We start from the raw sequence: 23,469 nt of genomic DNA on the forward strand, positions 1-23,469 counted from the left end.
TGCTGGCGACCATAGCAAGAGTGAACCACCTGATCCCTTCCCGAACTCAGAAGTGAAACCTCTTAGCGCTGATGGTAGTGTGGGGTTACCCATGTGAGAGTAAGTCATCGCCAGCTCATTATTCGAAAATCCCCCTCCGCTAAGGCAGAGGGGGATTTTTTTATGTGGGGGATTTTAGATAAGATATTTAATATATCTATCTCAAAGCTGATCAGATTCTTCTGAGGCAGATGATTCCTGTCAATTTGTTTGACCTATTGAGATCTGTAAAGCTAGCACTATAAGAGTTTATAAGCTGATCTTGTAAATTTTGGCACATAAAAAACCAGCGAATCGCTGGTTTTTTATGGCAGGGTATTTTACCGAACACGCATATCACAACTGTAGTTAATATTTTCTAAATATGCTTTCATAGCAGAAATTTCAATAGGTATTATTTAATAACTACTAATTATCAAAGCTTTACATCAAATAGCCTAAGCATTATTAATTTAATTAGCTTAAATCAGTAATTATAGAGAGTCTTTCAGCATTTTTTTATGCTGTTTTACTTGTTTGGCATAACGTTTACCTTGTTTACGCATTTTACGATTATTTTCATAACCCGATGGACCTACATTATAATAGGCAAGCGCTTTCTTCCAGTCACCGGATGATTGATTATATTTAGAAAGAATATATGTACCACATTGGATATTACTGCTTTCATTGTATAAATCACCTGGACAAGTTTGTTGCCAATATCTCGGAATCACTTGCATCAAGCCTACCGCACCTGCTGGCGAAGTTGCCTGGCTACGATAAGTAGATTCCTGACGGATCATAGCCGCCACTAGAAGCGGATCTACACCCTGATTTTGTGCATGTTGAACAATTAAAGGTGAAACACGATTAGCTGTACTGGATGGGGTGGAATAAGCAGTTTGAATGCCTTTAGATAGTTTAGCTGCGCGCTTTTCTACCGGCCCTCCGCCCAAGGATGAGCAACCCACAAAAAGAAAAGTGCTCAATAAAATAGAAGAAAATTTAAAAGAATGAGAATTAAATAGTGAACGTTTAGATTTAATTAGATTGAATAAATGAGAAAAAAACAAACTGTGAATTCCATGCCTGAATAAACGTATTTCGATGTTAGGCAGCCTATATACAAGAGTCAAGCTTGCTGCTGATGAAAGCACTTTATTAATGTACAAATTTTATCTATTTACTAAAAAACCTCTAAGTTGAAAGGGTTTTCAGCATCCAGATTTCACAGGCTTCACTATGTCCGGTATTGCCTTCAGGCTGATCAAGATGCTGAAAACCTAATTTTTCATAGAGTTTCACCGCTTGCCAAAGCGCTTTAGTTGTTTCTAGATAGACTGACTTAATTTGATGAGTCTGTGCAAATTCAAAGGATAATTCTAAAATTTTCTTGGCAAAACCCTGCTTACGAATTTCAGGTAAAAAGTACATTTTCTGAATTTCTAAAATAGTTGCATCACCTTTTAATGGCGCAATTCCACCACCCCCGTAAATTTTATTTTGTTGATCCACAACAACCCAGTAAGCTGATTTCGGCTGTTGATAAACTTGATATAGCTCATCTAGAATAGAATCGCCTACTGCGAAACCAGATTCTGCTGCCAGCCCAAACTCTTGGGAAACACGACGAATAATGCTTGCAATTTGGGCATTATCTTCAGGCTGAATAGGACGAATAGAGTACATATAGAACTGATTTTATTTTGAAAAAACGATGAATTTTTATAACCTTAAATCCTTAAAAAATCCATCGTTTAATCAACTCATGTAAGTTTAATTCGCTATTTAATGAGCAATCATTATTTTAATTCGCTCGATGATTTTCCCAACTCCCGACGGGCAATAATCAGTTGTTGAATTTGCTGGGTGCCTTCAAAAATATCCAGAATCTTGGAATCACGTGCCCATTTTTCCAAAAGTTCAGTTTCGTTATAACCAATGGCTGCTGCCAGTTCGACACATTTTAAGGTAATTTCATTACCGATCCGACCGGCCTTGGCTTTGGCAATAGATGCTTCACGTGAATTTGGTTTGCGATTATCGGCCATCCAGGCGGCTTTTAGCATCAGTAAGCGTGCTGCTTCCCATTCCGCTTCCATACGATAGATTTGTGCTGCGATATTAGAGCTTTGTAAATACGGTGTGGCATAAGTGGAGTCCAGCTGATCCTTAAAAATCTCCTTGATGCGTTCCAGCGAGGCTTTCGCACAACCAATTGCCATGGCTGCAACCAGCGGGCGAGTATTATCAAAGGTTTCCATCACGCCAGCAAAGCCTTTAGCAACATCGATTTCTGCATGACCGAGCAGGTTTGCTGCAGGTACTCGACAGTTGATAAAGCTAATCGTGGCAGTATCGGATGATTTAATCCCTAATTTATGTTCCAGTCGTTCAACCTTCATTCCTGGAGTACCTTTAGTCACCACAAATGATTTAATGGCTGATCGTCCCAGTTTTTTATCCAAAGTTGCCCAAACGACTACTGCATCAGCACGTTCTCCGGATGTTACAAAAATTTTCTCGCCATTCAGAATATAGTCATCACCGTCTTTGGTCGCAGTGGTACGAATCGCAGCGGAATCTGAACCACAACCTGGCTCGGTAATCGCCATGGCTGCCCAAGTTCCATGAAAACGGTGCAATTGCTCCTCGTTGGCAACAGCTGCACCAGCATTCATGCCTTCACTACCTTGGTTCATGCCATCGACAACAGAAGCGAGCATGTCTAGCTCTATCGGATAAGCATGTTCAGCCTTGTCATATTTACGTGAAATCGGACGCAAAACATTGAGGGCAACTTCATGTGCTTGATCAATCAAAAGCTTAAATTTTTTTGGAGTTTGTAGATTCATTATTGTTCTTCTTTATGTTCTGATCAGGCATGCAAGCCAGAATGGAGAATGGCAGTGGCTCTCAGGTCTCTATACCAGCGTTCTACCGGATGTTCTTTGGTAAAACCATGACCACCCAAAATTTGTACACCATCGGTGCCGATTTTCATGGATTTTTCTGCACAGAGTAGACGTGCCAAATAAGCCTCACGATGAAAAGCTTGACCAGATTCAGCCAGGCTGGCGGCATTCAGGATCAGCATTTGCATCGCGTCAATTTCAATGGCCATATCGGCAATCATAAAGGCGACACCCTGACGATGGGAAATCGGTTTACCAAAGGCAATACGTTCATTGGCATATTGCACACAGTATTTTTTGACTGCTTCACAGGCGCCCACTGCCATCGCACACCACATCAGATTGCCCAAATCTACGAATGCACGATAATCAAAATCTTCATCACCCAGACGATGTGCCGGAGTATCTTCAAATTTGAGCGTAACGGTTTGAGTAGCTTTTAATCCCATAGCCGGCGATTTTTTTGCAGTAACCGTAATGTCGCGTTGCACCACAAAGACCTCAGCTTTTCCGTTTAGATCAGCACTGACCAGATAGAGATCGGCACTTTCTCCGAAGAGCACTAAGGTCTTTTGACCCCGAATCAGATAATGTCCCTGATGTGCAACAGCCTTGGTTCTAAGTTGCTCCGGGTTAAACGCTGCTGTTTCTTCCTGCACTGCAAAGGTGGCCTTTAACTCAGGATTCTCTGCGAAAGCGCCCAGATATTCTGACTGAATCTGCTCTGAGCCCCAGCGGGTAATGGCGTTAATGAAACTAAAAGTCGAAAGTAAGCCAGCCGTCAGACTGAAATCACCCTGAGCCAAATGTTGAGCGATTAAAATATTGCTGACAATATTCTGTTCCGATGCAACGCCCCCCAATGCTTCAGGCAGGGCATAGAAATTCAAGCCTAAATCAGTGCTGTATTGCCAGAGTTCATGGGGGAATAGTTCATGCTGATCTGCATCATGCGCCAAGGGATATAGCACCTCTTGGGCAAATTGCTGCATGGCATTACAGGTCATTTGCTGTTCTTCAGTCAGGTTCAGATCAAATAAGGATTTAGACTGATGCGGCAGACGCTGTTTTTGAATCTTCTGGCCAGATTTCAGGATTTTCTGGGTTTGACTCAGTGTTTTGAATCCTGCTTTTGAACTTTGATAAAGTGATTTTTCGACAAATTTACGCAGTTTTAATTGATCTAATACTTCGCTGCCCGCGATTTTGGTCAGTATGGATAAGCCAAATCCTTGGGCTTTATTCACCATATTACTCATTCTGATTATCCTAAAGGTGTTGTCACGTTATTTTTTTTAATACTGACATGCACTCAGAGATAAAACCATGTCATCCCTGACACGAATGATTGACAATTTTTAGGTTTCGGGGATTGAAGAAATGGAGGAATAAATTAATGAAAAATAAAAGAAAGATAAAAATATAAAAAATCGAATATGTCTAAAAATTGACCCGAATGACAAAATCATCCGGGTCTTTTTGATGCAGATTTTATTTTAAGAGAGATGATGTCTAATCATGGCACGCACATTGGTTTTGGCATCAATCACGGTCATAAAGGTATAGGCACCAATAAATTTACGGCTAATAAACATAAATTCTTTGGGTGGAACACTGAAATAACGTGAAGCCATAGATCTCGATGCCTGTTGCATCACACGGCTATGCAGCTGGCTTTTTTTCCAGTCATAGCGATTATGTTCATCCATGATGCCAGCTGGCAATTCTTGATTATTTAGCGGTGAACTAAACGCTTCGGTGGCCAGTAAAAAGACTTTGGCCATATCCGGTTTGATGCTTTGCGGAATCGAATCAAAAAACTCATAACCAGTCATCGCCTTGACCATCATATCCGAGTCATGATGATAGCCTGCCTGGATCAGGTTACGCGCAACACTGAGCAGATGCTGGTCAAACTGGCGGATCGCGCCAAAGTCGAGCAGAATGATCTTGTCGTGCACATCTGCGCCATTGCCCAGACGAACCAGATAATTACCAAAGTTCGGATCGGTTTGCATCTCGCCCCATTCGAAGATTTCACGCACTGCAATTTCCAGTGACGCTTCACCTAACAGGTTGCGGCGTTCTTGGGGCAGGGATAACATTACCGGGCTATTGATCGGCACACCACGTTCAAAAGTCATGCATAGCACACGATCTGAGCAATATTCATTAATAATGGTTGGGACGATATAACGAGGATCATCTTTTAAACGCGCCGCAAAACGACGCGTGGTATCTGCTTCAATCTGATAATTTACTTCACGGTGCATCATCTCACGGACTTCATCGAACCACTGGTCGAATTCGCGGGTCTGCGGCACGATGCGAGTCAATTTCAGCATGTTTTTAAACAGGCTCATATCCGAATCAATGGCTTCTGCCACACCCGGATACTGAATTTTTAACACCAGTTCCATGCCATCAGATTTTCGGGTAGCGCGATGTACCTGTGCCAAAGAAGCTGTGCCCAAAGGTTCATGATCAATGGTGAGATCGTCGAGTTTAGAGCCGAGTTGTTGCTGTAATTGGGTCTTGATGGCTGGCCATGCCAATGCTACCGTCTGATTGTTCAGAGTATTGAGGGCCTGAGTGACTTCTTCTGGCAGAAAATGCTCACCGTACAGCGCCATCATCTGGCCAATTTTAACGATAGACCCTTTCAGCTTGCCAATTTCTGCTACCAGATAATCGGCCTGTTCTTTCATGGCTTTTTTACGTTTTTTTTCTTTTTCTTCTTCGCTTGAGAACATGGAGCTTGCACTAGAAGCCGCCCAACGCGTGCCTGCCAGCAAGGATGCCTTTGCGATCGATAAGCGTCGATCCATAGAGGAGGTTTTCAGTTGTTTAAGCTTATCGTTCTGATCTGACATGTAAACTCGATCCTTTCATCATCAGCATGAAGCAGAATAAATCATTGTAAGGGATAGTAGCGTTTCTGCACGTATTAAAAAAGTTTAAGCCGCTGAATTCATAGTAAAAGCTAGGCAAGCTTTCATTTATTCACCAACTTGTATCAGTTTAGACAGGGCATTATGCCATTTGAAATTGGATTTTTAATTCGGATCGTTGTTGTAACTGTTGTTTATTTGTTTGAATATGTTGATGAATCAGGCGCTGTACGCTGTCATGCATGAAGCCCAAAGCATAGCCTTTTACAATCACAATACTTGGCAAGCCAAAAAACAGATATTTAGCATCGTCCAATGTCGCATTGGTAAATACGCCATGTTGCATTAAGGTCGACTGCAAAAATACCTTTTCTTGCTGCACCTGACTGGAGGCTTTATCATTCCAGTAATTCTGGCGCATCGCCATAAGATTATTGTGCTTATAGCTCATAGATCTGGGCTCATTTGAAGATTGAATGCGGATTATATGTGGGTCATGTGCCAATTTTCAATTGTGCAACTGTTTAATCTTTCATTCCGAGAAAGGCATAGGATTTTTGTCTGGACTGCGTTAATATCAGTGGATAATTTAAACAATATTGATTGTTAAACATTTATTGGGATTGTACCGGTTTCGGTCAAGGGGAAGTTATGCGTCTTGCATGGTTTTTAGTTGCAATTTTTGTGGGTACTGCGGTTCAGACACAGGCTGCTGTTGGGTATTCCAAGGAATATACACAGTGCATGAATTTTAGTTATGGTAATACACCCAAAGCGGAAAAATGCCTGGAAAAAGAGCTGAAAGTTCACAATAAACGTCTGAAGAAAAACTATAAAACTTATCTTAAATTGAATCCGAACCAGACCGCCGCCATTCGCAGTCAGCATGTATTGTGGGAGCGTAAACTGTCCCAGCAATGTAACTTTAGAATGTCAGGAAAATATGCCAAGCAGCAACAGGGTCAATGTATGCTGGCTTTGATCATGGATCAGGCTAATCTTTATCAATCTCGTTCTTATGCGTCCGGTTTTCGATAAATCATCATAGTATTAGTATCGGCATTTAACAGAAACATCCCTGAATAAAGTAAACATTTATCTGCATAATCGCTTACAAAAACAGGAATTTTATAATTTTTGTGGGCGTAGAGAATTCGTGTTTTTCATGCTTTAGCATTATAAAAGCAGGCAAAACAAGGTATCATAAGGCGTTTAAAAAAATGACCTTGGAGACGCCTTAAGTGGATCGACCGACTATTAGCCCTGAACATATGCAGGAAGCCGCTGAAAATTTAACCACCATTCGTGATTTTATTCGTTTTGGTGTGACAGCATTACGTCAATACGATGCACATTTGGGCCAAGGCACAGAAGATTATTTTGCTGAAAGTTCAGCGCTAGTGCTGCAAACCCTGTCGCTAGAATGGAAAGCGGACGCTGAAATTTTAGATGCCAAATTATTACCAAGTGAAAAAGCCGAATTTTTAAGTCTGCTGGAACGCCGTATTAATGAAAAAGTACCAACTTCATATTTATTGAACCTGGCTTACTTCGACGGTAAACCTTATTACGTTGATGAGCGCGTGCTAATCCCTCGTTCACCGATTGCTGAACTGATTCAGAACCGTTTTGCCCCGTATTTCCTAGGCGAACATGGTCAAATGGGTGAGGCAGTCAACAACTTGCCGGAAAACCCGAATCCAAAGACGCCTCAACGTATTCTAGATATGTGTACCGGTTCAGGCTGTATCGCGATTGCCTTGGCTTATGCTTTCCCTGAAGCGGAAGTGGATGCGACTGATATTTCCAAAGAAGCCTTAGAAGTTGCGCAAATCAATACTGAGCATCATGACAAGCAATATCAGATCGCATTGCTTGAATCGGATTTGTTCGAAAAAATTCCAGCCGAAAATCAATACGATTTAATCGTATCTAATCCGCCGTATGTCGATGCGGAAGATATGGCGGATTTGCCTGAGGAATTCCATCATGAGCCTGAGCTTGCGCTTGCTGCAGGTCAGGATGGTCTGGATCTGGTACGTAAAATGCTGGCTCAAGCTGCAGATTATCTGACTGAGAATGGCCTGATCGTGATCGAAGTGGGTAACTCAGAATGGGCAATGCGCCAAAACTTCAATTCGGTTGATTTCTACTGGTTGCAATTCCAGAAAGGTGGTACGGGTATCTTTGCATTGACTGCAGAGCAATGCCGTACCTACCGTGATTTATTTATTCAGTCTATTGCATAAGGAGTCGTTTGACATGGCAGGTAATAGTATAGGGCAACTGTTCCGTGTAACGACTTGTGGTGAATCTCATGGTGTTGGCCTGATGGCCATCATCGATGGGGTTCCACCCGGCATTGAGCTGACTGAAGCTGATTTGCAAAAGGATCTGGACCGCCGTAAGCCGGGTACATCGAAATTTGCAACCCAGCGTAAAGAACCCGATGAAGTAGAAATTATTTCCGGTGTGTTTGAGGGTAAAACCACGGGTACTTCAATTGGTTTGTTAATTCGTAATACGGATCAAAAATCGAAAGACTACGGCAATATCGCACAAACTTTCCGCCCGGGTCATGCTGACTATACCTATACCCAAAAGTATGGTTTCCGTGACTACCGTGGCGGTGGTCGTTCAAGTGCGCGTGAAACGGCAATGCGTGTTGCAGCGGGTGCCATTGCCAAGAAATTCCTTTTTGAGAAATTTGGCATTGAGATTCGTGGTCATGTAACCCAAATCGGTACAGAAAAAGCAGAAAAACTGGACTGGAATGAAGTTCCAAACAATCCGTTTTTCTGTGGTGACGTGGATGCAGTACCACGTTTTGAAGCGCTGGTCACGTCTTTGCGTGAGCAAGGCACCAGTTGTGGCGCTAAACTCGAGATCATTGCATCTAAAGTACCTGTGGGTTGGGGCGAGCCTGTATTTGACCGTTTAGATGCAGATATTGCCCATGCCATGATGTCGATTAATGCCGTTAAAGGTGTAGAAATCGGTGATGGCTTTGGCGTCGCTGAACAGTTTGGTCATGAAAGCCGTGATGAACTCACCACAGAAGGCTTCCTGGCCAATCATGCTGGCGGTATTCTAGGTGGTATTTCTAGCGGTCAGGACATTCGTGTTGCGATTGCCTTGAAGCCAACTGCGTCTATTACCACGCCGGGTAAAACCATCAATATTGAGCGTGAAGATACTGATGTACTGACCAAAGGCCGTCATGATCCTTGCGTGGGCGTGCGTGCAACCCCGATTGCTGAAGCGATGCTGGCGATTGTGCTGATGGATCACTTCATGCGTCACCGTGCGCAAAATGCCGATGTAGTTGCGCCATTTGCACCGATTGAACCTAAATAATTTGCTTTAACTTTAAAGTGAAATTGTTTTAAAGTCAGACTCCGGTCTGACTTTTTTATTTATAAAATGAATCACTATAAAAATATACGATTGGCAAGCAAAGCTGATATTCAGCAACTTACCATACTAATTAATACAGCTTATCGTACTCGGGGTGGATGGACCACAGAAGAAGGAATGATCCAGGGTGATCGTATTCAAGAACAACAGTTATATGAATTGCTCAATTCAGCAGATTTTCAGCTGTTTGTGTTGGAAATTGAAAATAAGCTTCTTGGTTGTATTGGCGTGAGCTTAGGGCAGCAAGTAGCAGAGATTGGAAGCTTTGCTGTTGCACCTGCTGAGCAAAACTCGGGTTATGGCAAGCAATTATTGGACTTTGCCGAATCCCATATTTTCGAAATATTTAAGAAGAACGTGATTCAGATGTCAGTGTTAAATGTTCGTACTGAACTGTTGGCATATTATCAGCGCCATGGCTATCAGCTGACTGAAAAGATTGAAGCATATCCACTGGGTCAAAAGCTCGGAGAACCTTTGATTCCGTTACATTTACTGATTTTAGAAAAAATCATCAGATCAATATGATTAGTTGGTGAAAATTCAAGCTTTTTGCTACTTAAATTGAGTGGTGAAAAAGCTCATCAATATGCTAAGTTTTCTGTTCAGTCTAAGCGGCTTAAGATTAGGCAGAAAACAGACCAGGATGTCACATGCTGCATATTATTTTAACTTCTTTATTTCCCCTCATCGGACTGATCAGCTTTGGTTATCTGCTTAAGCGTAGGCAATGGTTGAGTGATGATTTTTGGCGAGGCGCTGAAAAGTTAAATTATTATGCATTGTTTCCGGTAATGCTGTTTTTAAATCTGGCCACTGCCAAGATTCAAATGAATGTCATTCAGGATGTAGTACTGGTCGTATTTAGCATCATGGCTGTGGTCAGTATTGCGCTGTATATCTTGCGCCAAATTTACCGAATTTCCTATGCGCGTTTCGGCGTCTATGTTCAAGGTTTACTGCGCTTTAATACCTATATTGGCCTTGCTGCTGTCAGCGCCTTATTTCAGCAGCAGGGTATGACTATTTTCGCTGTGATCATGGTGCTGTGTATTCCTTTGGTGAATATCTTGTCAGTGCTGGCATTTACCCGTAGCCACGATATGCAGCTGAAAAAAATCGTCCTGGATTTGTCTAAAAATCCATTAATTTTAGGCTGTATAGTGGGTGGTTTATTTAATCTTTCCGGTTTGTCACTCTGGACTGGAACAGAGCAGTTCCTTAAACAGATTGCACTGTGCAGTTTGCCGCTCGGTTTGATGTGTGTGGGAGCAGCCTTACAGTTTCAGGGTTTTCAGCGTGATGTATTGCCACTCAGCCTGATAACCTTTGGTCGCCTGTTCGGAATGCCGCTGATTGCATTTTTAGTGTGTAAAATTTTCCAGATTGATGCATTAACTACTCAGGTATTGGTCTTGTTCTTTGCACTTCCTACCGCCTCAGCTTCGTATGTCTTAACCCGGGTGTATGGTGGCGATAGTGAGTTAATGGCTAGTATTATCAGTGTACAAACAGTGGTCGCAGCAGGAAGCTTAGTACTGATGCTTTCTTGGATTATCTAAAATTCTAGAATAAATGATAAAAGTCTAAATTTTGCTTTGGATGACATATACTTTGAATTATTAAAATAGCCTAAGCAAATGTTGAGTTCTATTTAAGCGCCAAAATTAAATAAGTTCTGGAATTTTATAAAGGATAGAACTTGCTCATTTTACTTAGGACAGCAAAATCTAAAAATTTGATATCTAGGCAATATCCTCCATCACCCATGTATGCTCTTAATTAAAAAGAATCACAGATAAATTCACGTGAATTAACATAAATAAAAACTGTGTTTTTCCTAAAAATGGTATATAAATTGCTCATGATAATAAAACATTATTGCAGGAGAGAGATGCTTCTGCATTCGCCGAAGGAGCAAGTTCCCAGGAAACTCTCAGGCAAAAGGACTGTGATAATGGATAAAAACTCTGGAGAGAAGTGTTCAATCACTCACCGAAGGGGAAGGTGGCCGCATTGATGTGCAATGTATCTACCGAAGCTCTCAGGTACACATGACAGATGGGAAAAGACATCAATATAATCAAGGAGGTGTCTATGCGTCATGTCGTGGTGATTGGGGCCGGTATTACCGGAGTAACCACAGCTTATGAGCTGGCACAATCAGGCTATCAAGTGACTGTGGTTGATCGGCATCTTTATCCGGCAATGGAAACATCCTTTGCCAATGGCGGCCAGCTTTCTGCCTGTAATGCCGAAGTATGGAACCAGAAAGCCACGGTACTCAAAGGCATCAAATGGATGTCACAAAAAACCGCACCACTTTTGCTCAATCCTTCTTTCAGTGTGCATAAATACAGCTGGCTCATGGAATTTCTGGGCAATATCAAACATTATGAAGCCAATACCCGAGAGACTGTACGGCTGGCTTTACTGGCAAGAGCACGCTTATTTGAAATTGCCGAAACAGAAAATATTGATTTCAATTTAGAAAAACGTGGAATTTTACATTTTTATCATAACAAGACAGATTATGATGTTGCGATCAAAGTCAATGATCTGTTGTGTAGCGGTGGTCTGGAGCGCAATGCCATTTCCAATGCAGAAATCAAGCAGATCGAACCTGCATTAACTGGCGATTATTATGCAGGATTTTACTGTCAGAGCGATGCCACCGGGGATATTCATAAATTTAGTACCGGTTTGGCCAAAGCCTGTATGCAAAAAGGCGTGAAATTTGAGTTTGGTCAAGATGTTTTTGTTGTTGATCATCAGGCTCAGAATATTCGGGTTAAATGCAAACCTAGTACTGAAAATGTCCATTCCTCTCCAGAGGATGTTCTGGAAATTAATGCAGATGCCATTGTGGTCTGTGCAGGGGTTGGCAGCTATCAATTGGCTGAAATATTTGGTGAACGAGTCAATGTCTATCCAGTCAAAGGCTACTCGATTACCGTGCAACTGAATGATGAGCAGAGCCAGAACAACGCACCTTGGGTCAGTCTGCTAGATGAAAGTGCGAAAATTGTCTTGTCACGCCTAGGCAAGGATCGTTTGCGTGTTGCAGGAACAGCCGAGTTTAATGGCTATAACCGGGATATTCGTGCTGACCGAATTCAACCTTTAATTGACTGGACCAATCGTAATTTTGACCTGTGTACTGAGCATGTCTTGCCTTGGGCAGGCTTACGCCCCATGATGCCAAATATGATGCCTGTGGTACGTCGTGGCAAACATGAGCGAGTCTTTTACAATACCGGACATGGTCATCTGGGCTGGACTTTATCAGCTGCAACGGCCGCAATGATCAGTCAGGAAATTGCGCAATACTATCCAGCTTAAATTGATAGCCCGCTTGCGGGCTATTTTTTACACCAAAAATCTCATTTTATATGACAATAAATTATAATATTTTGAAACTAAATCAATCATATAGTCGATAAATACCGGTAAAACGTTCACAGCCTTTTTGCTGGCTACTGACCGCTAAAATGGCTTTACTATAATTAAATTCATAGCGGCAGTCATTTTCGTTATCGGTGATCTGGTTTTTTGTCTCAGGCGTAGTATAGGCTAAAAAAGGAACGGTCTGCTTCTCGGTCCGGTTATTTGGATTACGATAGGCTAGGCCTTCAATCTTGATCCGGTCTTTGGTCAGTTGATGAATCTTGAGATGTACAGGCTGCTTGGCGATTTGTCCCTGTTCAAACTTAATATAATGCTGGGTCAGACTTTGATTCAGTGAAATATAGACATTTAAATCATCTAAACGCCATTCGAATTGCTGTTTAAAACAGTCTAGCGTTTTGCACTGCTGTAAACGCGTGGCCCATAATTGTTGGCTATCTTGCAATAAACGCACAGGTGCATCAGTAATCAGAAAAGCAGTAAAGTATTGGTCTGTGAGTTTTTCACGAGATTCAGCCAGCGATGCTGAGCAGACTTTATCCATGGCAGCCTTTTTTTTGCTGTCATCGCTACAGTTTAGTGTGATCGCTGAGCTACCCGTAGAAATCATCCCCAGAACGAGCATCAGGCCAATTATTTTCAACATATTTATATCAGTTTTCAGTAGCATGATCGCTTATACTTTCACTGTGTTACGCTTGGTCTAACTATAGCGAAATAGAAAGCAAGTGTACAAGATTTCAATGGGCTATTTCTAAAGGATGTATAAGGTGATCGCACAAATTCGTATTGGCCAGGGTCTGGATGTGCATGCATTTGAAGAAGGTGATTTTGTCACTCTGGCAGGTATTCAAATTCCGCATACTCACGGTCTGAAAGCACATTCGGATGGTGATGTAGTGCTGCATGCACTCTGTGATGCTTTGTTGGGTGCTTTGGCGCTTGGAGATATTGGCCAGCATTTCCCTGATACAGATCCTGAGTTTAAAGGTGCAGATAGCCGAGTACTACTCAAGCATGTCTATCAGCTAATTCTGGATCGTGGTTATCACCTGAATAATGCCGATATTACCGTGGCTTGTGAACGTCCAAAACTGGCGAAATACAATCTGGCGATGCGTCAAAGTATTGCAGATGTCTTGGATGTTGATGTGACACAAATCAGTATTAAAGCCACCACCACTGAACAGTTAGGTTTTACCGGTCGTCAGGAAGGCATTATGTCCATGGCAACCGTGTTATTGAGCCACAGTAAATAAAATCAGGCAAAATAATTTGGATTAATCAAGGAAAGTTCCAGTTCCTGAGTTGCTTTACGGCCTTGTAGCTGTAGGGCAACTGCATGCATTAAACCGGTCCAGGTTTCATTCGGTTCCCAGATCTGATGCAAGTGTTCTTGTGCTGTAGGCAGATCCATATCCATATAGTACTGACGATATAAGTACATCAGACAGCTGACATGGTAGTTTTGCGAACAATGTACCCAGACCATTTGCTCTTTTACCAGATGATCAATCAGATCCAGTACCAGCAGGCATTGATTGTCTGAAGGGGTTTCCCAGGAAATCGGAACCTGAATATAGTTCAGTCCCAGCTCAAGGCAAATTTTATCTTCATGTGGCAGATACTGTTCGCTATCGGTTAGCGCCACATTGATGACAGTAGATACACCGTATTCTTTCATCAGCTTTAATTGGGCAGTGGTCGGTTGACCGGAGCTAAACAGATGTTCGTGTATGAACTGAAAATTCTCAATCTGGCTTAATGCCGTTTCAATATCATTCATCAGATAAATTTTCCTTGTTCTAGAAATGCAAACGCCATCTTGGCGATGGCGTTGGTCAGATCATTTAACGATTAGGTAAAATGTCTTTCAATGCCTCATGCATGTCGAGTAAAACTTTTTCAGTCGTTTCCCAGTCGATACAGCCATCCGTAACGGATTGACCGTATTCCATATCATTCAGGTTCGCCGGAATGTCCTGACGACCACCCTTAAGATGACTTTCTACCATAATACCAACAATTGACTTGTTTCCATCAAGAATTTGTTCGGAAATGTTTTTAAGTACAAGTGGTTGCAGGTACGGGTCTTTGTTAGAGTTGGCGTGGCTGGCATCAATCATGATCTTGGTGCTGACTTTGGCCTTGGCTAGAGCAGCTTCTGCATCGGCAACCGAGCCTGCATCGTAGTTCGGCTTGCCATTACCACCACGCAACACCACGTGCGCATATGGGTTACCTGAAGTACGAATGACAGCCACCTGACCTTGATCATTTAGACCGAGAAAGCTATGGCCATGTTTCACAGATTGCATCGCATTGGTCGCGACCGTTAAACCGCCATCAGTACCATTTTTAAAGCCGACTGGTGAAGAAAGACCAGAAGACATTTCACGATGGGTCTGGCTTTCTGTGGTACGTGCACCAATTGCTGACCATGAAATCAGGTCTTGGTAATACTGTGGCGAGTTTGGATCAAGTGCTTCAGTGGCACATGGCAAGCCCATTTCATTCAGTTCAAGTAATAGCTTGCGACCGATACGCAGACCTTTTTCAATATTGAATGAATCATTCATGTCTGGGTCATTGATCAGGCCTTTCCAGCCTACGGTAGTACGCGGTTTTTCAAAATAAACCCGCATCACGATGTATAAGCTGTCTTTAACTTTTTCGCTCAGCACTTTTAAGCGCTCAGCATATTCATGCGCCGCCGCTGGATCGTGAATAGAACAAGGGCCAATTACAACGAACAGGCGTTTGTCTTCACCATCCAGAATTTTACGAATCGTTTCACGACCATGCAGTACGGTTTGATAAGCAGTTTCAGTCAACGGTAACTCTGCTTTAAGCTCGGCAGGGGTTACAAGAGGGATCATGCTGTGGATATTCACGTCATCAATATCTGATGCTGAAATAGGATTTGACTGTTGTGTATTCATTGCCGTCACTGGTTCGATCATACAAAAGGTTGTTTAATAGCCCGAATATAACATGAATGATGCGTCACTTTGTTATAAAAAAGATGAATACTTCTTTGAAAAAAAAGTGATGAATCGGATAGTTAACTTAAACGGACGGGGAATTTTGGCTCACAATTATCATTGCTGTTTCAGCAGGTTGAGCCGGTTTTGATTTCACAGGATTAATCATGAAATTCACGCCCAGCGCAAATAGGGTAATACCTAAAATTTTGCGGATCAGTTTTTCCGGCATACGTGAGCTGAGTAAAGTGCCGACAATAATCGCCGGAATAGACCCCACCAATAACCACATGAGCAGCATGAAATCGACGTTGCCTGAAGACATATGACCCAGCCCTGCGACCAGTGTCAGTAATACCGCGTGCACCACGTCAGAGCCAATAATACGAATCATCGGCAGATTCGGGAACATCACTACAAGTGCCATGATACCAAATGCACCGGCACCCACTGAAGATAGCGTGACAAATATGCCCAAGATAATGCCCATGATGATGATAGCAACGCGCTTTTCTTTGGCTTGCAGCTTCACTTTTTCCAGATCCTGCGTCATATCCGGTAGTTCTTGTTTTCTGTATTTATTAAAAAGATTTTCGATCTGGGTGCGAAACAGAATGGATAAGCCGGTAATAGTCAGCATAAAGCCCAAGACCATGGTCAGAACGGCTTTGTAATGCGTCGATTGGCTCAGATAGTTCTCGAGTACCCAATGCGTTGCAAAAGATGCGGGAATACTGCCAACGGCCAGCCAGATCACAATCGGCCAGACAATATTCATTTTCTTGGCATGCACAAACGAGCCACAGAATTTAGAAATCGCGGCATAGAGCAAGTCAGTACCAATCGCGATATGCGGTTCAATCCGGAATAAACTGATAAGAATTGGCGTCATTAATGAACCACCACCCACACCGGTGACACCTACACAAAAACCTACCAGAACGCCTGCTAAAATAAATTCAATCGGACCAAACATGCATATATGCCAAAATCAAAAAACGAGCATATCTTATGACTTTTGGATATAAGTCGTTGTCTTGATTATTGATTTACTTATGCATAAAAAAGATAAAGCTAGGTGAAGAATATTAGCTGATCTTTCATGTTTATTCACTGGAGTATGTATAAGGTGCGAATATGATGATTGATTTTAACTGCCCGATTTAACCCATTTTTGTCTAATTTAATGTAGCTGTAAATGTCGATTTAATTCTTGTTATGCAAGCTCGATCATTGACTAAGTCATTCTAAACGGTGAGTTTCTTAAAATGAGAAGATGCTTAAGCTTCTTCCGGAATAGCCACAGGATTATGTTAGAATCCAGATTCAATAAATTTCCATGCGGATCTGAGAGGAAACCCACTTGCTAAATCGAAAACTTAAAATTGGAATCGTGGTCGGTGAAGTTTCTGGAGATACGCTTGGCGCAAAATTGATTCGCCGTTTTCGTGAGCAAGGCATTGATGCTGAATTTGAAGGTATCGGTGGTCCACAAATGATCGCGGAAGGTTTTAAAAGTTATTATCCGATGGATATTCTGTCGGTGATGGGCATTGTCGAAGTTTTAAAAGATATTAAAAAACTTTTTGCTGTGCGGGATGGTCTGGTGGAAACCTGGACTAAAGATCCGGTCGATATTTTTATCGGGATTGATGCGCCTGATTTTAACCTGCGTTTGTCAAAAACCATTAAACAAAAACAGTTACCGATTAAAACCGTGCAATACGTCAGTCCTTCGGTCTGGGCATGGCGTCAAGGCCGTATACATGGCATTAAAGCCAGTATTGATTTGGTGCTGTGCCTGTTTCCATTTGAAAAAGCGTTCTTTAAAAAATGGGATGTTCCTGCAGCTTTTGTCGGACATCCGCTCGCTAGCCAATTGCCGCTTGAAAATCCAATTCTGGAGGCTCAGACAGAATTAGGCCTAGACCCAGATCAGAAATATATTGCATTATTACCGGGAAGCCGCCGTGGCGAGATTGAGCGTTTGGGACCTTTGGTTCTGGATGCAGCTAATATTCTGCATCACAAATATCCGGATTATACCTTTCTGATTCCTGCGATTAATGATGCACGCAAGCAGCAAATCGAAAGTTTACTGGCCACTTATCCTGAGAGCTTAAAAACCCAAATTCGCTTGATGGAAAATACCAGCGCTGAATCCAAAATTGGCCGTCAGGTCATGAATGCGTCCAATATTATTGCACTGGCGTCTGGAACTGCAACGCTTGAAGCGATGTTGCTGCACCGTCCGATGGTGACTTTTTATAAATTGCACTGGCTGACCTATCGAATTGCCAAATTACTGGTAAAAATCCCATATTTTTCATTACCAAATATAATTGCTGGCAAAAAAGTGATTCAAGAACTCATCCAATCCGCTGCTACACCTGAAAATCTGGTAGCTGAAATTGAAAAACTGATGGATATTGAAGCAGCGCAGATTCAGGTTATGCAGCATATCACCATGCACAAGCAGCTACTTTCTGGCAATAGCGAAGATCCGGTCACAGCAGTATTGGCATTAGTCCAGTAATTTTAGTCTGGTAATAAAGACTGGTTCTTCTGACAATTCAGCCGGTATTGGGTCGGCGTCTGTTCAAACTGTTTTTTAAAACTTTGACTAAACGCCGTCTCGGATGAATAACCAACCAGATAAGCGATCTGCTGGATACCAAATCCACTATTTCTCAAATATTGCGCTGCCAGACGCAGGCGGTGCTGTTGCAGATAGGCAAGGGGCGGTTCACCGACAATCTGGGTAAATAACTGGGCGAATTTGGAACGTGACATATGACATTGTTCGGCCAGACTTTCTACAGTCCAGAATTGTTCAGGTTTGCCATGAATCGCTGCCAGTGCATTGGATAGTTCCGGATGCGAGAGCGCATTTAGCCAGCTCGAGGCATTTTCCAGGTTTAAAATATAATCACGTACGCATTCAATCAGTAAAATACTGACCAGATGATCCAGAATCTTGTCACGTCCGGGACGAAGCTGCTGGGTTTCCAGTGCCAGAAACTGCAAGCCAACCTGTAACCATTCTGGCGCCGTATCACCCAGAATATGTTGAATATGCAGGTATTTAGGTAATGCACTCAAAAGAGGTTTGGCCATCTGGATATCCAAGCTAGAACGAATAGCCAGTATGAAACTATGCTCCGCCGAATTTTCCCGATTGAGATCAACACATTGCTGTGCATTGCTCTGAAAATAAGGATTAATCGCATGGTGCTCAGAAAAATCGGCATTGTCTGGGCAGGAAACATGATGGGAGGAACCTGCGGGTAATAGCACCAGATCACCTTGTTGCAGCTCCAGTCGATCACCATTCATGAACTTTAATTGCGCCTGTCCTTGTAACAGGATATAGGCCAGCATAAAGGGTTCATGTTGATAGTCAAAGCCGCCCGGATGAAATACATTCAGATAAAGATATTCCGATTTTTCCAGATGAATATCATCAAAAATTTTACTTAAAGCATCCATGCCTAACTCTATTCTTCTGTTTTATTTCATTTAATTGACTATAAATTTTTTAACTTTGTGATTTTAGGCCAGAATTTGGCAGCATGTGCCAAAGACGCTGACATAGCTTTTCTGGACGTTGAATACTGTTCGCTACTGCTGAAATAATCAACTATAAGTGCAGAGTAACATAAAAAAGGAAGTCGCAATGAATGCCCCTGCACAAATCCAGAAAGCGCAGTTTACGCAGGAAGCGTCGGCACTAAAAGGTGTCAAGCTGGATAAAAAACGTTTTGGCTGGTTGCTCAGCCCAGGTCTGCCTGTGATCGGAATGGGAATTCTGGCCGGTTATCATTTTGGTCCCAAAGCGACTAAAAAAGTCTTTGCCATGGGCGGACTATTATTACTGCACGTAATCATTCCGACTCTGGATGCCCTGATTGGCGATGATGCCAATAACCCAAATGATGAGCAGATCAAGGCACTGGTTAACGATCCTTATTATGACCGCATTGTAAAAGCATTTATTCCCTTGCAAATGGCAGCCAATGCCTTTGCCGGTTATGTCGTAAGCCGGCCAAATGTGTCTTTGCTGGATCAGGTACTGCTTGGAGTTTCTATGGGTGCGATTAATGGTGTGGGGGTGAATACCGCACATGAACTCAGCCATCGTCCCCAGAAAAAAGACCATTACTGGTCTCATGCCAGCCTGATGCCTTTGGGCTATAACCATTTCCGGATCGAACATCCTTATGGACACCATAAACGGGTGGCGACACCAGAAGATCCGGCATCTTCAAAAATGGGTGAATCTTTTTACCGTTTCTGGCCACGTACCGTAATAGGCGGATTAAAATCTGCAATCCAGATTGAAAAAAGACGGCTCGAGCGTAAGGGACTGAAATTCTTTAATCAGGAAAATGAGCTGTTTCATGGTTGGGCCATGAGTGCCGGCTATCATGCCTTGATGCTAAAGGCGTATGGCAAGAAAATTATTCCTTATACACTGACACAGGCATTTTATGGCGTTAGCCTGTTTGAGATTGTGAATTATATCGAGCACTACGGACTGAAACGTGGACAGAAAGCGGATGGCAGTTATGAGCGAACCTTGCCGGAACATAGCTGGAATAACAACAATATCGTAACTAATCTGTTTTTGTATCAGTTACAACGCCATTCTGATCATCATGCTTTTCCAAGCCGTCCATTTCAGGCGTTGCGGCATTTTGATGAAGCGCCAGAATTACCCAGCGGTTATGCAACCATGCTGATTCCAGCCTTGATTCCACCTTTATGGTACAAAATCATGGATCAGCGGGTATACCAGCATTATCAGGGCGATTTAAGCAAGGCCAATATTTTGACTTCCAGGCGTGCCAAGCTGTTTAAAAAATTTGGTGTAAATAACTCTACCGCTTAATGAATTACAAAATAAAAATGCGCCGATAAAGGCGCATTTTTTGATTAATTCTGCCTAGAACCAGTCGGCTTGCATATTCAGGCAAGTATCATCTAGATTCATCAGTAATTTGGCCTGATGTTCAATTTCAGGGAGTTCCCAACGAATAAAATATTGAGCTGCCTGAATTTTCCCTGCCAGAAAAGTCTGATCTTCTGCATGCGAAGATGTGCCAAACTTGAGTTGAGCCTGATTTGCCATTTCCAGCCATAGCCAGGATAGGATGGTTTTACCCATCATATCCAGATACAGTCCTGAATTGGCCAAAGCCTCATTGACTTTGCCTTGATGCAAGGCCTGGCCTAAAATCTGTGTAGTCTTTTGCACAGTGGCAAGATGCTGTTTATAGATCTCTGCCAGTTCCACTATCTTCGGTTCATGAATCTCTGACAAGGTCTTCTGGATGCGCTGCATGAGCAGATTGAGCCCTTTGCCATTGTGTTGCCAGAGTTTACGACCCAGCAGATCCAGAGATTGAATACCGTAAGTTCCTTCATGAATCGGATTGAGCCGGTTATCACGGTAACATTGCTCCACCGGATATTCACGGGTATAACCCGCGCCGCCCAAGACCTGAATGGCCAGATCATTGGCTTTTGGACCATAGGCAGAAGGGAAGGATTTAACCACCGGGGTGATGAGATCAAGCAGAATGGCACTATCTTCATCTTGAGCTGCCTGATGTTCATCAATTAATCGGGCTGCAAATAAGCAAAGTGCCAGCGAACCTTCTACATACGACTTTTGCGCCAGCAGCATGCGTCTGACATCGGTATGTTCAATGATATTCACTGGTTTCGAGTCAGGTGTTTTTTCATGAACTGGCCGGCCTTGCGGACGGTTTTTAGCATAATCCAGAGATTCCAGATAGCCACGATAACCAATCATGGCTGCGCCTAGACCGACACCCACACGTGCTTCATTCATCATCTTGAACATATATTTTAAGCCATGACCGGGTTCACCAATTAAATAGCCTAAGCAATTATCATTTTCTCCAAAGCTTAAAACTGTAGATGTAGTACCTCGATAGCCCATTTTGTGCAGTAAGCCAGCCAGCTGTACATCATTAGCTTCACCGAGTGAACCATCCTCATGAGTTCTGAATTTGGGTACGATAAACAGGGAAATTCCTTTCACGCCTTGCGGCGCATCCTGAATCCGCGCCAAGACCAGATGCACAATATTTTCGCTAATGTCCTGATCGCCACCCGAAATAAACATTTTCTGGCCTTTAATTTTATAAATTCCATCTGCCTGAGGAATGGCTTTAGTGGTCAGATCGCCCAAAGAGGAACCTACATTCGGCTCTGTCATGGCCATGGTGCCAGCAAAGCGGCCACTCAACATATGCGGTAGGAATATTTGCTTTTGTTTTGGGGAGGCAAAAGCCTGTATCAGGTTCGCCGCAGCGGCCGTTAGAAAAGAATAAGCCACGGTGGACGGATTGGCCGACATAAAATAAGCATTGCAGGCCATATTCACCAAAGTGGGCAGTTGCATGCCACCATCTGCATAATCATGCTGGGCGCAAAGCAGGCCGGCATCGGCAAACTGTTGCCAGGCTGTCTTCACTTCATCAATGGTTTTGACCTGTTTGCCATCAAAGTTCGGTTCTTGTTGATCAGCTTTGGCATTATGCGGCGCAAAATAATCAGTCGCGATACCTTTTGCCGTTTCCAGAATACTGTCGAAAGTATTTTTGTCATGATCCTGATAGCGTTGCAGTTTAGTCAGCGCTTCAAGTTTGAATACGTCATAAAGCTGGAAATGCAGATCTTTATCATTAATCAGTTGGGTCACGGTACTATCCTGAATGTGCAATCCTTGAGATAGCATCAAGACTAGCAGTTGCTTTTATTGAGGAGGATTGTCAATAATGACATGAATCGGGTGAAAAGTGACAAATAGAAAAATATGCAACAGGTGGTGATTTTAGGCTTTGATGGGGCTCTGGCTTCGGCCATTACGGGTGTGGTCGATTTATTTGCCATGGCCGGCGTAAGCTGGAACCGGATCCAGCAGCAGGATGTACAGCGCCTGTTTAAGGTGAGTATCGCCAGTCCGGATGGACACCCGATTCGGTGTATCAATGGGCTGCAGTTGCAGGCACATGTTTCTTATCAAGAGATTCAAACTGCAGATATTCTGGTGGTGCCGACCATTGCTGCACCGATTCAGGATGTATTGCAACAGAATCCAGAACTGATTCATTTTTTAAAATCTGCACATGCAGAGGCGACTTTAATTGCAGGAAACTGTACGGGGAATTTTTTTCTGGCAGAAGCAGGCATTTTAGATGACCGGATTGCAACAACACATTGGGGTTTTCAGGAAGTGTTTCGTTCACGCTATCCTAAGGTGAAACTGAATGCCGATCTGATGATTAGCCGGGATCAGAATATCTATTGTGCAGGTGGAGGCCTGGCCTGGTTTGACCTGGGTTTGCATCTGATTGAGCGCTTGTATGGCTTTGAGGTGGCCATGCAATCGGCTAAATCTTTCGTAATTGATTACCGCCGTGATAGCCAGTTGTCTTATTCATTGCTGAATATTGGCCAGCCGCACCATGATGAACTGGTACAAAAAATCCAGAACTGGCTAGAGCAGCATTTTCATGAAGATTTTAGTTTGAACCAGCTGGCAGAGCAGTTTAATGTGACTGGCCGGACCCTGATTCGACGCTTTAAACAAGCCTTAGACATACCGCCCAATCAGTATCTACAAGCGATCCGGATTGAGGCTGCCCGTAAACGACTGGAAGAAACCGATCAAGCTGTGGATGTGATCATGCAAAATGTCGGCTATCAGGATCCAAGTTCATTCCGCCGTTTATTTCATAAAAAAACCGGTCTGACGCCGTTGGAATACCGGCGCCGGTTTAGCCGACGCTTTTAAAAGCG

22 protein-coding genes, 1 rRNA gene and 1 riboswitch are annotated in these 23,469 nt (G+C 42.9%); of the genes, 11 read left to right on the forward strand and 12 right to left on the reverse strand.

Annotated elements, in window-relative coordinates; genetic code table 11:
* Window position 1: 1 nt before the first annotated feature.
* A 5S ribosomal RNA gene (gene rrf, locus F891_RS06350) occupies window positions 2-116 on the forward strand.
* A gap of 396 nt (window positions 117-512) precedes the next feature.
* On the opposite strand, the gene F891_RS06355 is transcribed toward rrf, so the two are convergent.
* The 6 genes from F891_RS06355 to F891_RS06380 form a co-directional block, all read right to left on the reverse strand.
* The gene (locus F891_RS06355) at window positions 513-1,094 is read right to left on the reverse strand and encodes a lytic transglycosylase domain-containing protein (RefSeq protein WP_004647111.1); all 582 of its coding nucleotides are present in this window, start codon (window positions 1,092-1,094) and stop codon (window positions 513-515) included.
* 124 nt (window positions 1,095-1,218) lie between these two features.
* Complete coding sequence (locus F891_RS06360) at window positions 1,219-1,710, reverse strand: GNAT family N-acetyltransferase (RefSeq protein WP_005262770.1); 492 nt, start codon at window positions 1,708-1,710, stop codon at window positions 1,219-1,221.
* Between the two features lie 113 nt (window positions 1,711-1,823).
* Window positions 1,824-2,876, reverse strand: a complete 1,053-nt coding sequence (locus F891_RS06365) for an acyl-CoA dehydrogenase family protein (protein WP_005262771.1) — start codon at window positions 2,874-2,876, stop codon at window positions 1,824-1,826.
* A 23-nt stretch (window positions 2,877-2,899) separates the two neighbouring features.
* Complete coding sequence (locus F891_RS06370; RefSeq protein WP_171066352.1) at window positions 2,900-4,186, reverse strand: acyl-CoA dehydrogenase family protein; 1,287 nt, start codon at window positions 4,184-4,186, stop codon at window positions 2,900-2,902.
* 246 nt (window positions 4,187-4,432) lie between these two features.
* The gene (locus F891_RS06375; protein WP_004280475.1) at window positions 4,433-5,809 is read right to left on the reverse strand and encodes an ABC1 kinase family protein; all 1,377 of its coding nucleotides are present in this window, start codon (window positions 5,807-5,809) and stop codon (window positions 4,433-4,435) included.
* Between the two features lie 160 nt (window positions 5,810-5,969).
* A complete protein-coding gene (locus F891_RS06380; protein WP_004647105.1) occupies window positions 5,970-6,278 on the reverse strand; it encodes a hypothetical protein in 309 nt (102 codons plus the stop codon).
* A 200-nt stretch (window positions 6,279-6,478) separates the two neighbouring features.
* On the opposite strand from F891_RS06380, the gene F891_RS06385 reads away from it, so the two are divergent.
* The 6 genes from F891_RS06385 to F891_RS06410 all read left to right on the forward strand — a co-directional run bounded on the left by F891_RS06385 (window position 6,479) and on the right by F891_RS06410 (window position 12,586).
* Window positions 6,479-6,865 carry a lysozyme inhibitor LprI family protein gene (locus tag F891_RS06385; protein ID WP_004647104.1) on the forward strand — a complete coding sequence of 129 codons (387 nt, stop codon included), beginning with the start codon at window positions 6,479-6,481 and terminating at the stop codon, window positions 6,863-6,865.
* 203 nt (window positions 6,866-7,068) lie between these two features.
* Complete coding sequence (gene prmB, locus F891_RS06390; RefSeq protein ID WP_005246127.1) at window positions 7,069-8,076, forward strand: 50S ribosomal protein L3 N(5)-glutamine methyltransferase; 1,008 nt, start codon at window positions 7,069-7,071, stop codon at window positions 8,074-8,076.
* 13 nt (window positions 8,077-8,089) lie between these two features.
* A complete protein-coding gene (aroC, locus tag F891_RS06395) occupies window positions 8,090-9,184 on the forward strand; it encodes a chorismate synthase (protein WP_004280471.1) in 1,095 nt (364 codons plus the stop codon).
* A gap of 66 nt (window positions 9,185-9,250) precedes the next feature.
* On the forward strand, window positions 9,251-9,772 hold the full coding sequence (locus F891_RS06400) for a GNAT family N-acetyltransferase (RefSeq protein ID WP_005246131.1): 522 nt from the start codon (window positions 9,251-9,253) through the stop codon (window positions 9,770-9,772).
* A gap of 125 nt (window positions 9,773-9,897) precedes the next feature.
* Window positions 9,898-10,806, forward strand: a complete 909-nt coding sequence (locus F891_RS06405) for an AEC family transporter (RefSeq protein ID WP_005262773.1) — start codon at window positions 9,898-9,900, stop codon at window positions 10,804-10,806.
* A gap of 312 nt (window positions 10,807-11,118) precedes the next feature.
* A riboswitch (glycine riboswitch) is annotated at window positions 11,119-11,206 on the forward strand.
* A gap of 135 nt (window positions 11,207-11,341) precedes the next feature.
* Window positions 11,342-12,586: a D-amino acid dehydrogenase gene (locus tag F891_RS06410; RefSeq protein WP_005262774.1), complete on the forward strand. Its 1,245-nt coding sequence runs from the start codon at window positions 11,342-11,344 to the stop codon at window positions 12,584-12,586.
* A gap of 82 nt (window positions 12,587-12,668) precedes the next feature.
* On the opposite strand, the gene F891_RS06415 is transcribed toward F891_RS06410, so the two are convergent.
* Entirely contained in the window at window positions 12,669-13,322 is a 654-nt protein-coding gene (locus F891_RS06415; RefSeq protein ID WP_005262775.1) for an A1S_1983 family putative colistin resistance protein, read from the reverse strand.
* A 100-nt stretch (window positions 13,323-13,422) separates the two neighbouring features.
* Between F891_RS06415 and ispF the strand changes: the two genes are divergently transcribed.
* A complete protein-coding gene (ispF, locus tag F891_RS06420; RefSeq protein WP_005262776.1) occupies window positions 13,423-13,911 on the forward strand; it encodes a 2-C-methyl-D-erythritol 2,4-cyclodiphosphate synthase in 489 nt (162 codons plus the stop codon).
* Window positions 13,912-13,913: 2 nt separating this feature from the next.
* On the opposite strand, the gene F891_RS06425 is transcribed toward ispF, so the two are convergent.
* The 3 genes from F891_RS06425 to F891_RS06435 all read right to left on the reverse strand — a co-directional run bounded on the left by F891_RS06425 (window position 13,914) and on the right by F891_RS06435 (window position 16,612).
* Entirely contained in the window at window positions 13,914-14,438 is a 525-nt protein-coding gene (locus F891_RS06425; protein ID WP_005262777.1) for a protein tyrosine phosphatase family protein, read from the reverse strand.
* 64 nt (window positions 14,439-14,502) lie between these two features.
* The gene (locus F891_RS06430; protein WP_174766804.1) at window positions 14,503-15,594 is read right to left on the reverse strand and encodes a 3-deoxy-7-phosphoheptulonate synthase; all 1,092 of its coding nucleotides are present in this window, start codon (window positions 15,592-15,594) and stop codon (window positions 14,503-14,505) included.
* A 127-nt stretch (window positions 15,595-15,721) separates the two neighbouring features.
* Window positions 15,722-16,612 carry a sulfite exporter TauE/SafE family protein gene (locus tag F891_RS06435; protein WP_005262778.1) on the reverse strand — a complete coding sequence of 297 codons (891 nt, stop codon included), beginning with the start codon at window positions 16,610-16,612 and terminating at the stop codon, window positions 15,722-15,724.
* Window positions 16,613-16,999: 387 nt separating this feature from the next.
* Between F891_RS06435 and lpxB the strand changes: the two genes are divergently transcribed.
* Window positions 17,000-18,172 (forward strand): lipid-A-disaccharide synthase, encoded by a 1,173-nt coding sequence (gene lpxB, locus F891_RS06440; protein ID WP_005262780.1) that lies wholly within the window; start codon window positions 17,000-17,002, stop codon window positions 18,170-18,172.
* A 2-nt stretch (window positions 18,173-18,174) separates the two neighbouring features.
* Here the strand turns inward: lpxB and F891_RS06445 are convergent, their stop codons facing one another.
* Window positions 18,175-19,125 (reverse strand): AraC family transcriptional regulator, encoded by a 951-nt coding sequence (locus F891_RS06445; RefSeq protein ID WP_005262782.1) that lies wholly within the window; start codon window positions 19,123-19,125, stop codon window positions 18,175-18,177.
* A 187-nt stretch (window positions 19,126-19,312) separates the two neighbouring features.
* Between F891_RS06445 and F891_RS06450 the strand changes: the two genes are divergently transcribed.
* Window positions 19,313-20,527: an alkane 1-monooxygenase gene (locus tag F891_RS06450; RefSeq protein ID WP_005262783.1), complete on the forward strand. Its 1,215-nt coding sequence runs from the start codon at window positions 19,313-19,315 to the stop codon at window positions 20,525-20,527.
* Window positions 20,528-20,581: 54 nt separating this feature from the next.
* Here the strand turns inward: F891_RS06450 and F891_RS06455 are convergent, their stop codons facing one another.
* On the reverse strand, window positions 20,582-22,405 hold the full coding sequence (locus F891_RS06455) for an acyl-CoA dehydrogenase (protein WP_005262786.1): 1,824 nt from the start codon (window positions 22,403-22,405) through the stop codon (window positions 20,582-20,584).
* 78 nt (window positions 22,406-22,483) lie between these two features.
* Here F891_RS06455 and F891_RS06460 point away from each other — a divergent pair, with 78 nt between their 5' ends.
* Complete coding sequence (locus F891_RS06460; RefSeq protein ID WP_005262787.1) at window positions 22,484-23,464, forward strand: GlxA family transcriptional regulator; 981 nt, start codon at window positions 22,484-22,486, stop codon at window positions 23,462-23,464.
* The last annotated feature ends 5 nt before the right edge of the window (window positions 23,465-23,469 follow it).

It is taken from the genome of Acinetobacter sp. CIP 101966, assembly GCF_000369725.1.
GTDB lineage: Bacteria > Pseudomonadota > Gammaproteobacteria > Pseudomonadales > Moraxellaceae > Acinetobacter > Acinetobacter lwoffii_Q.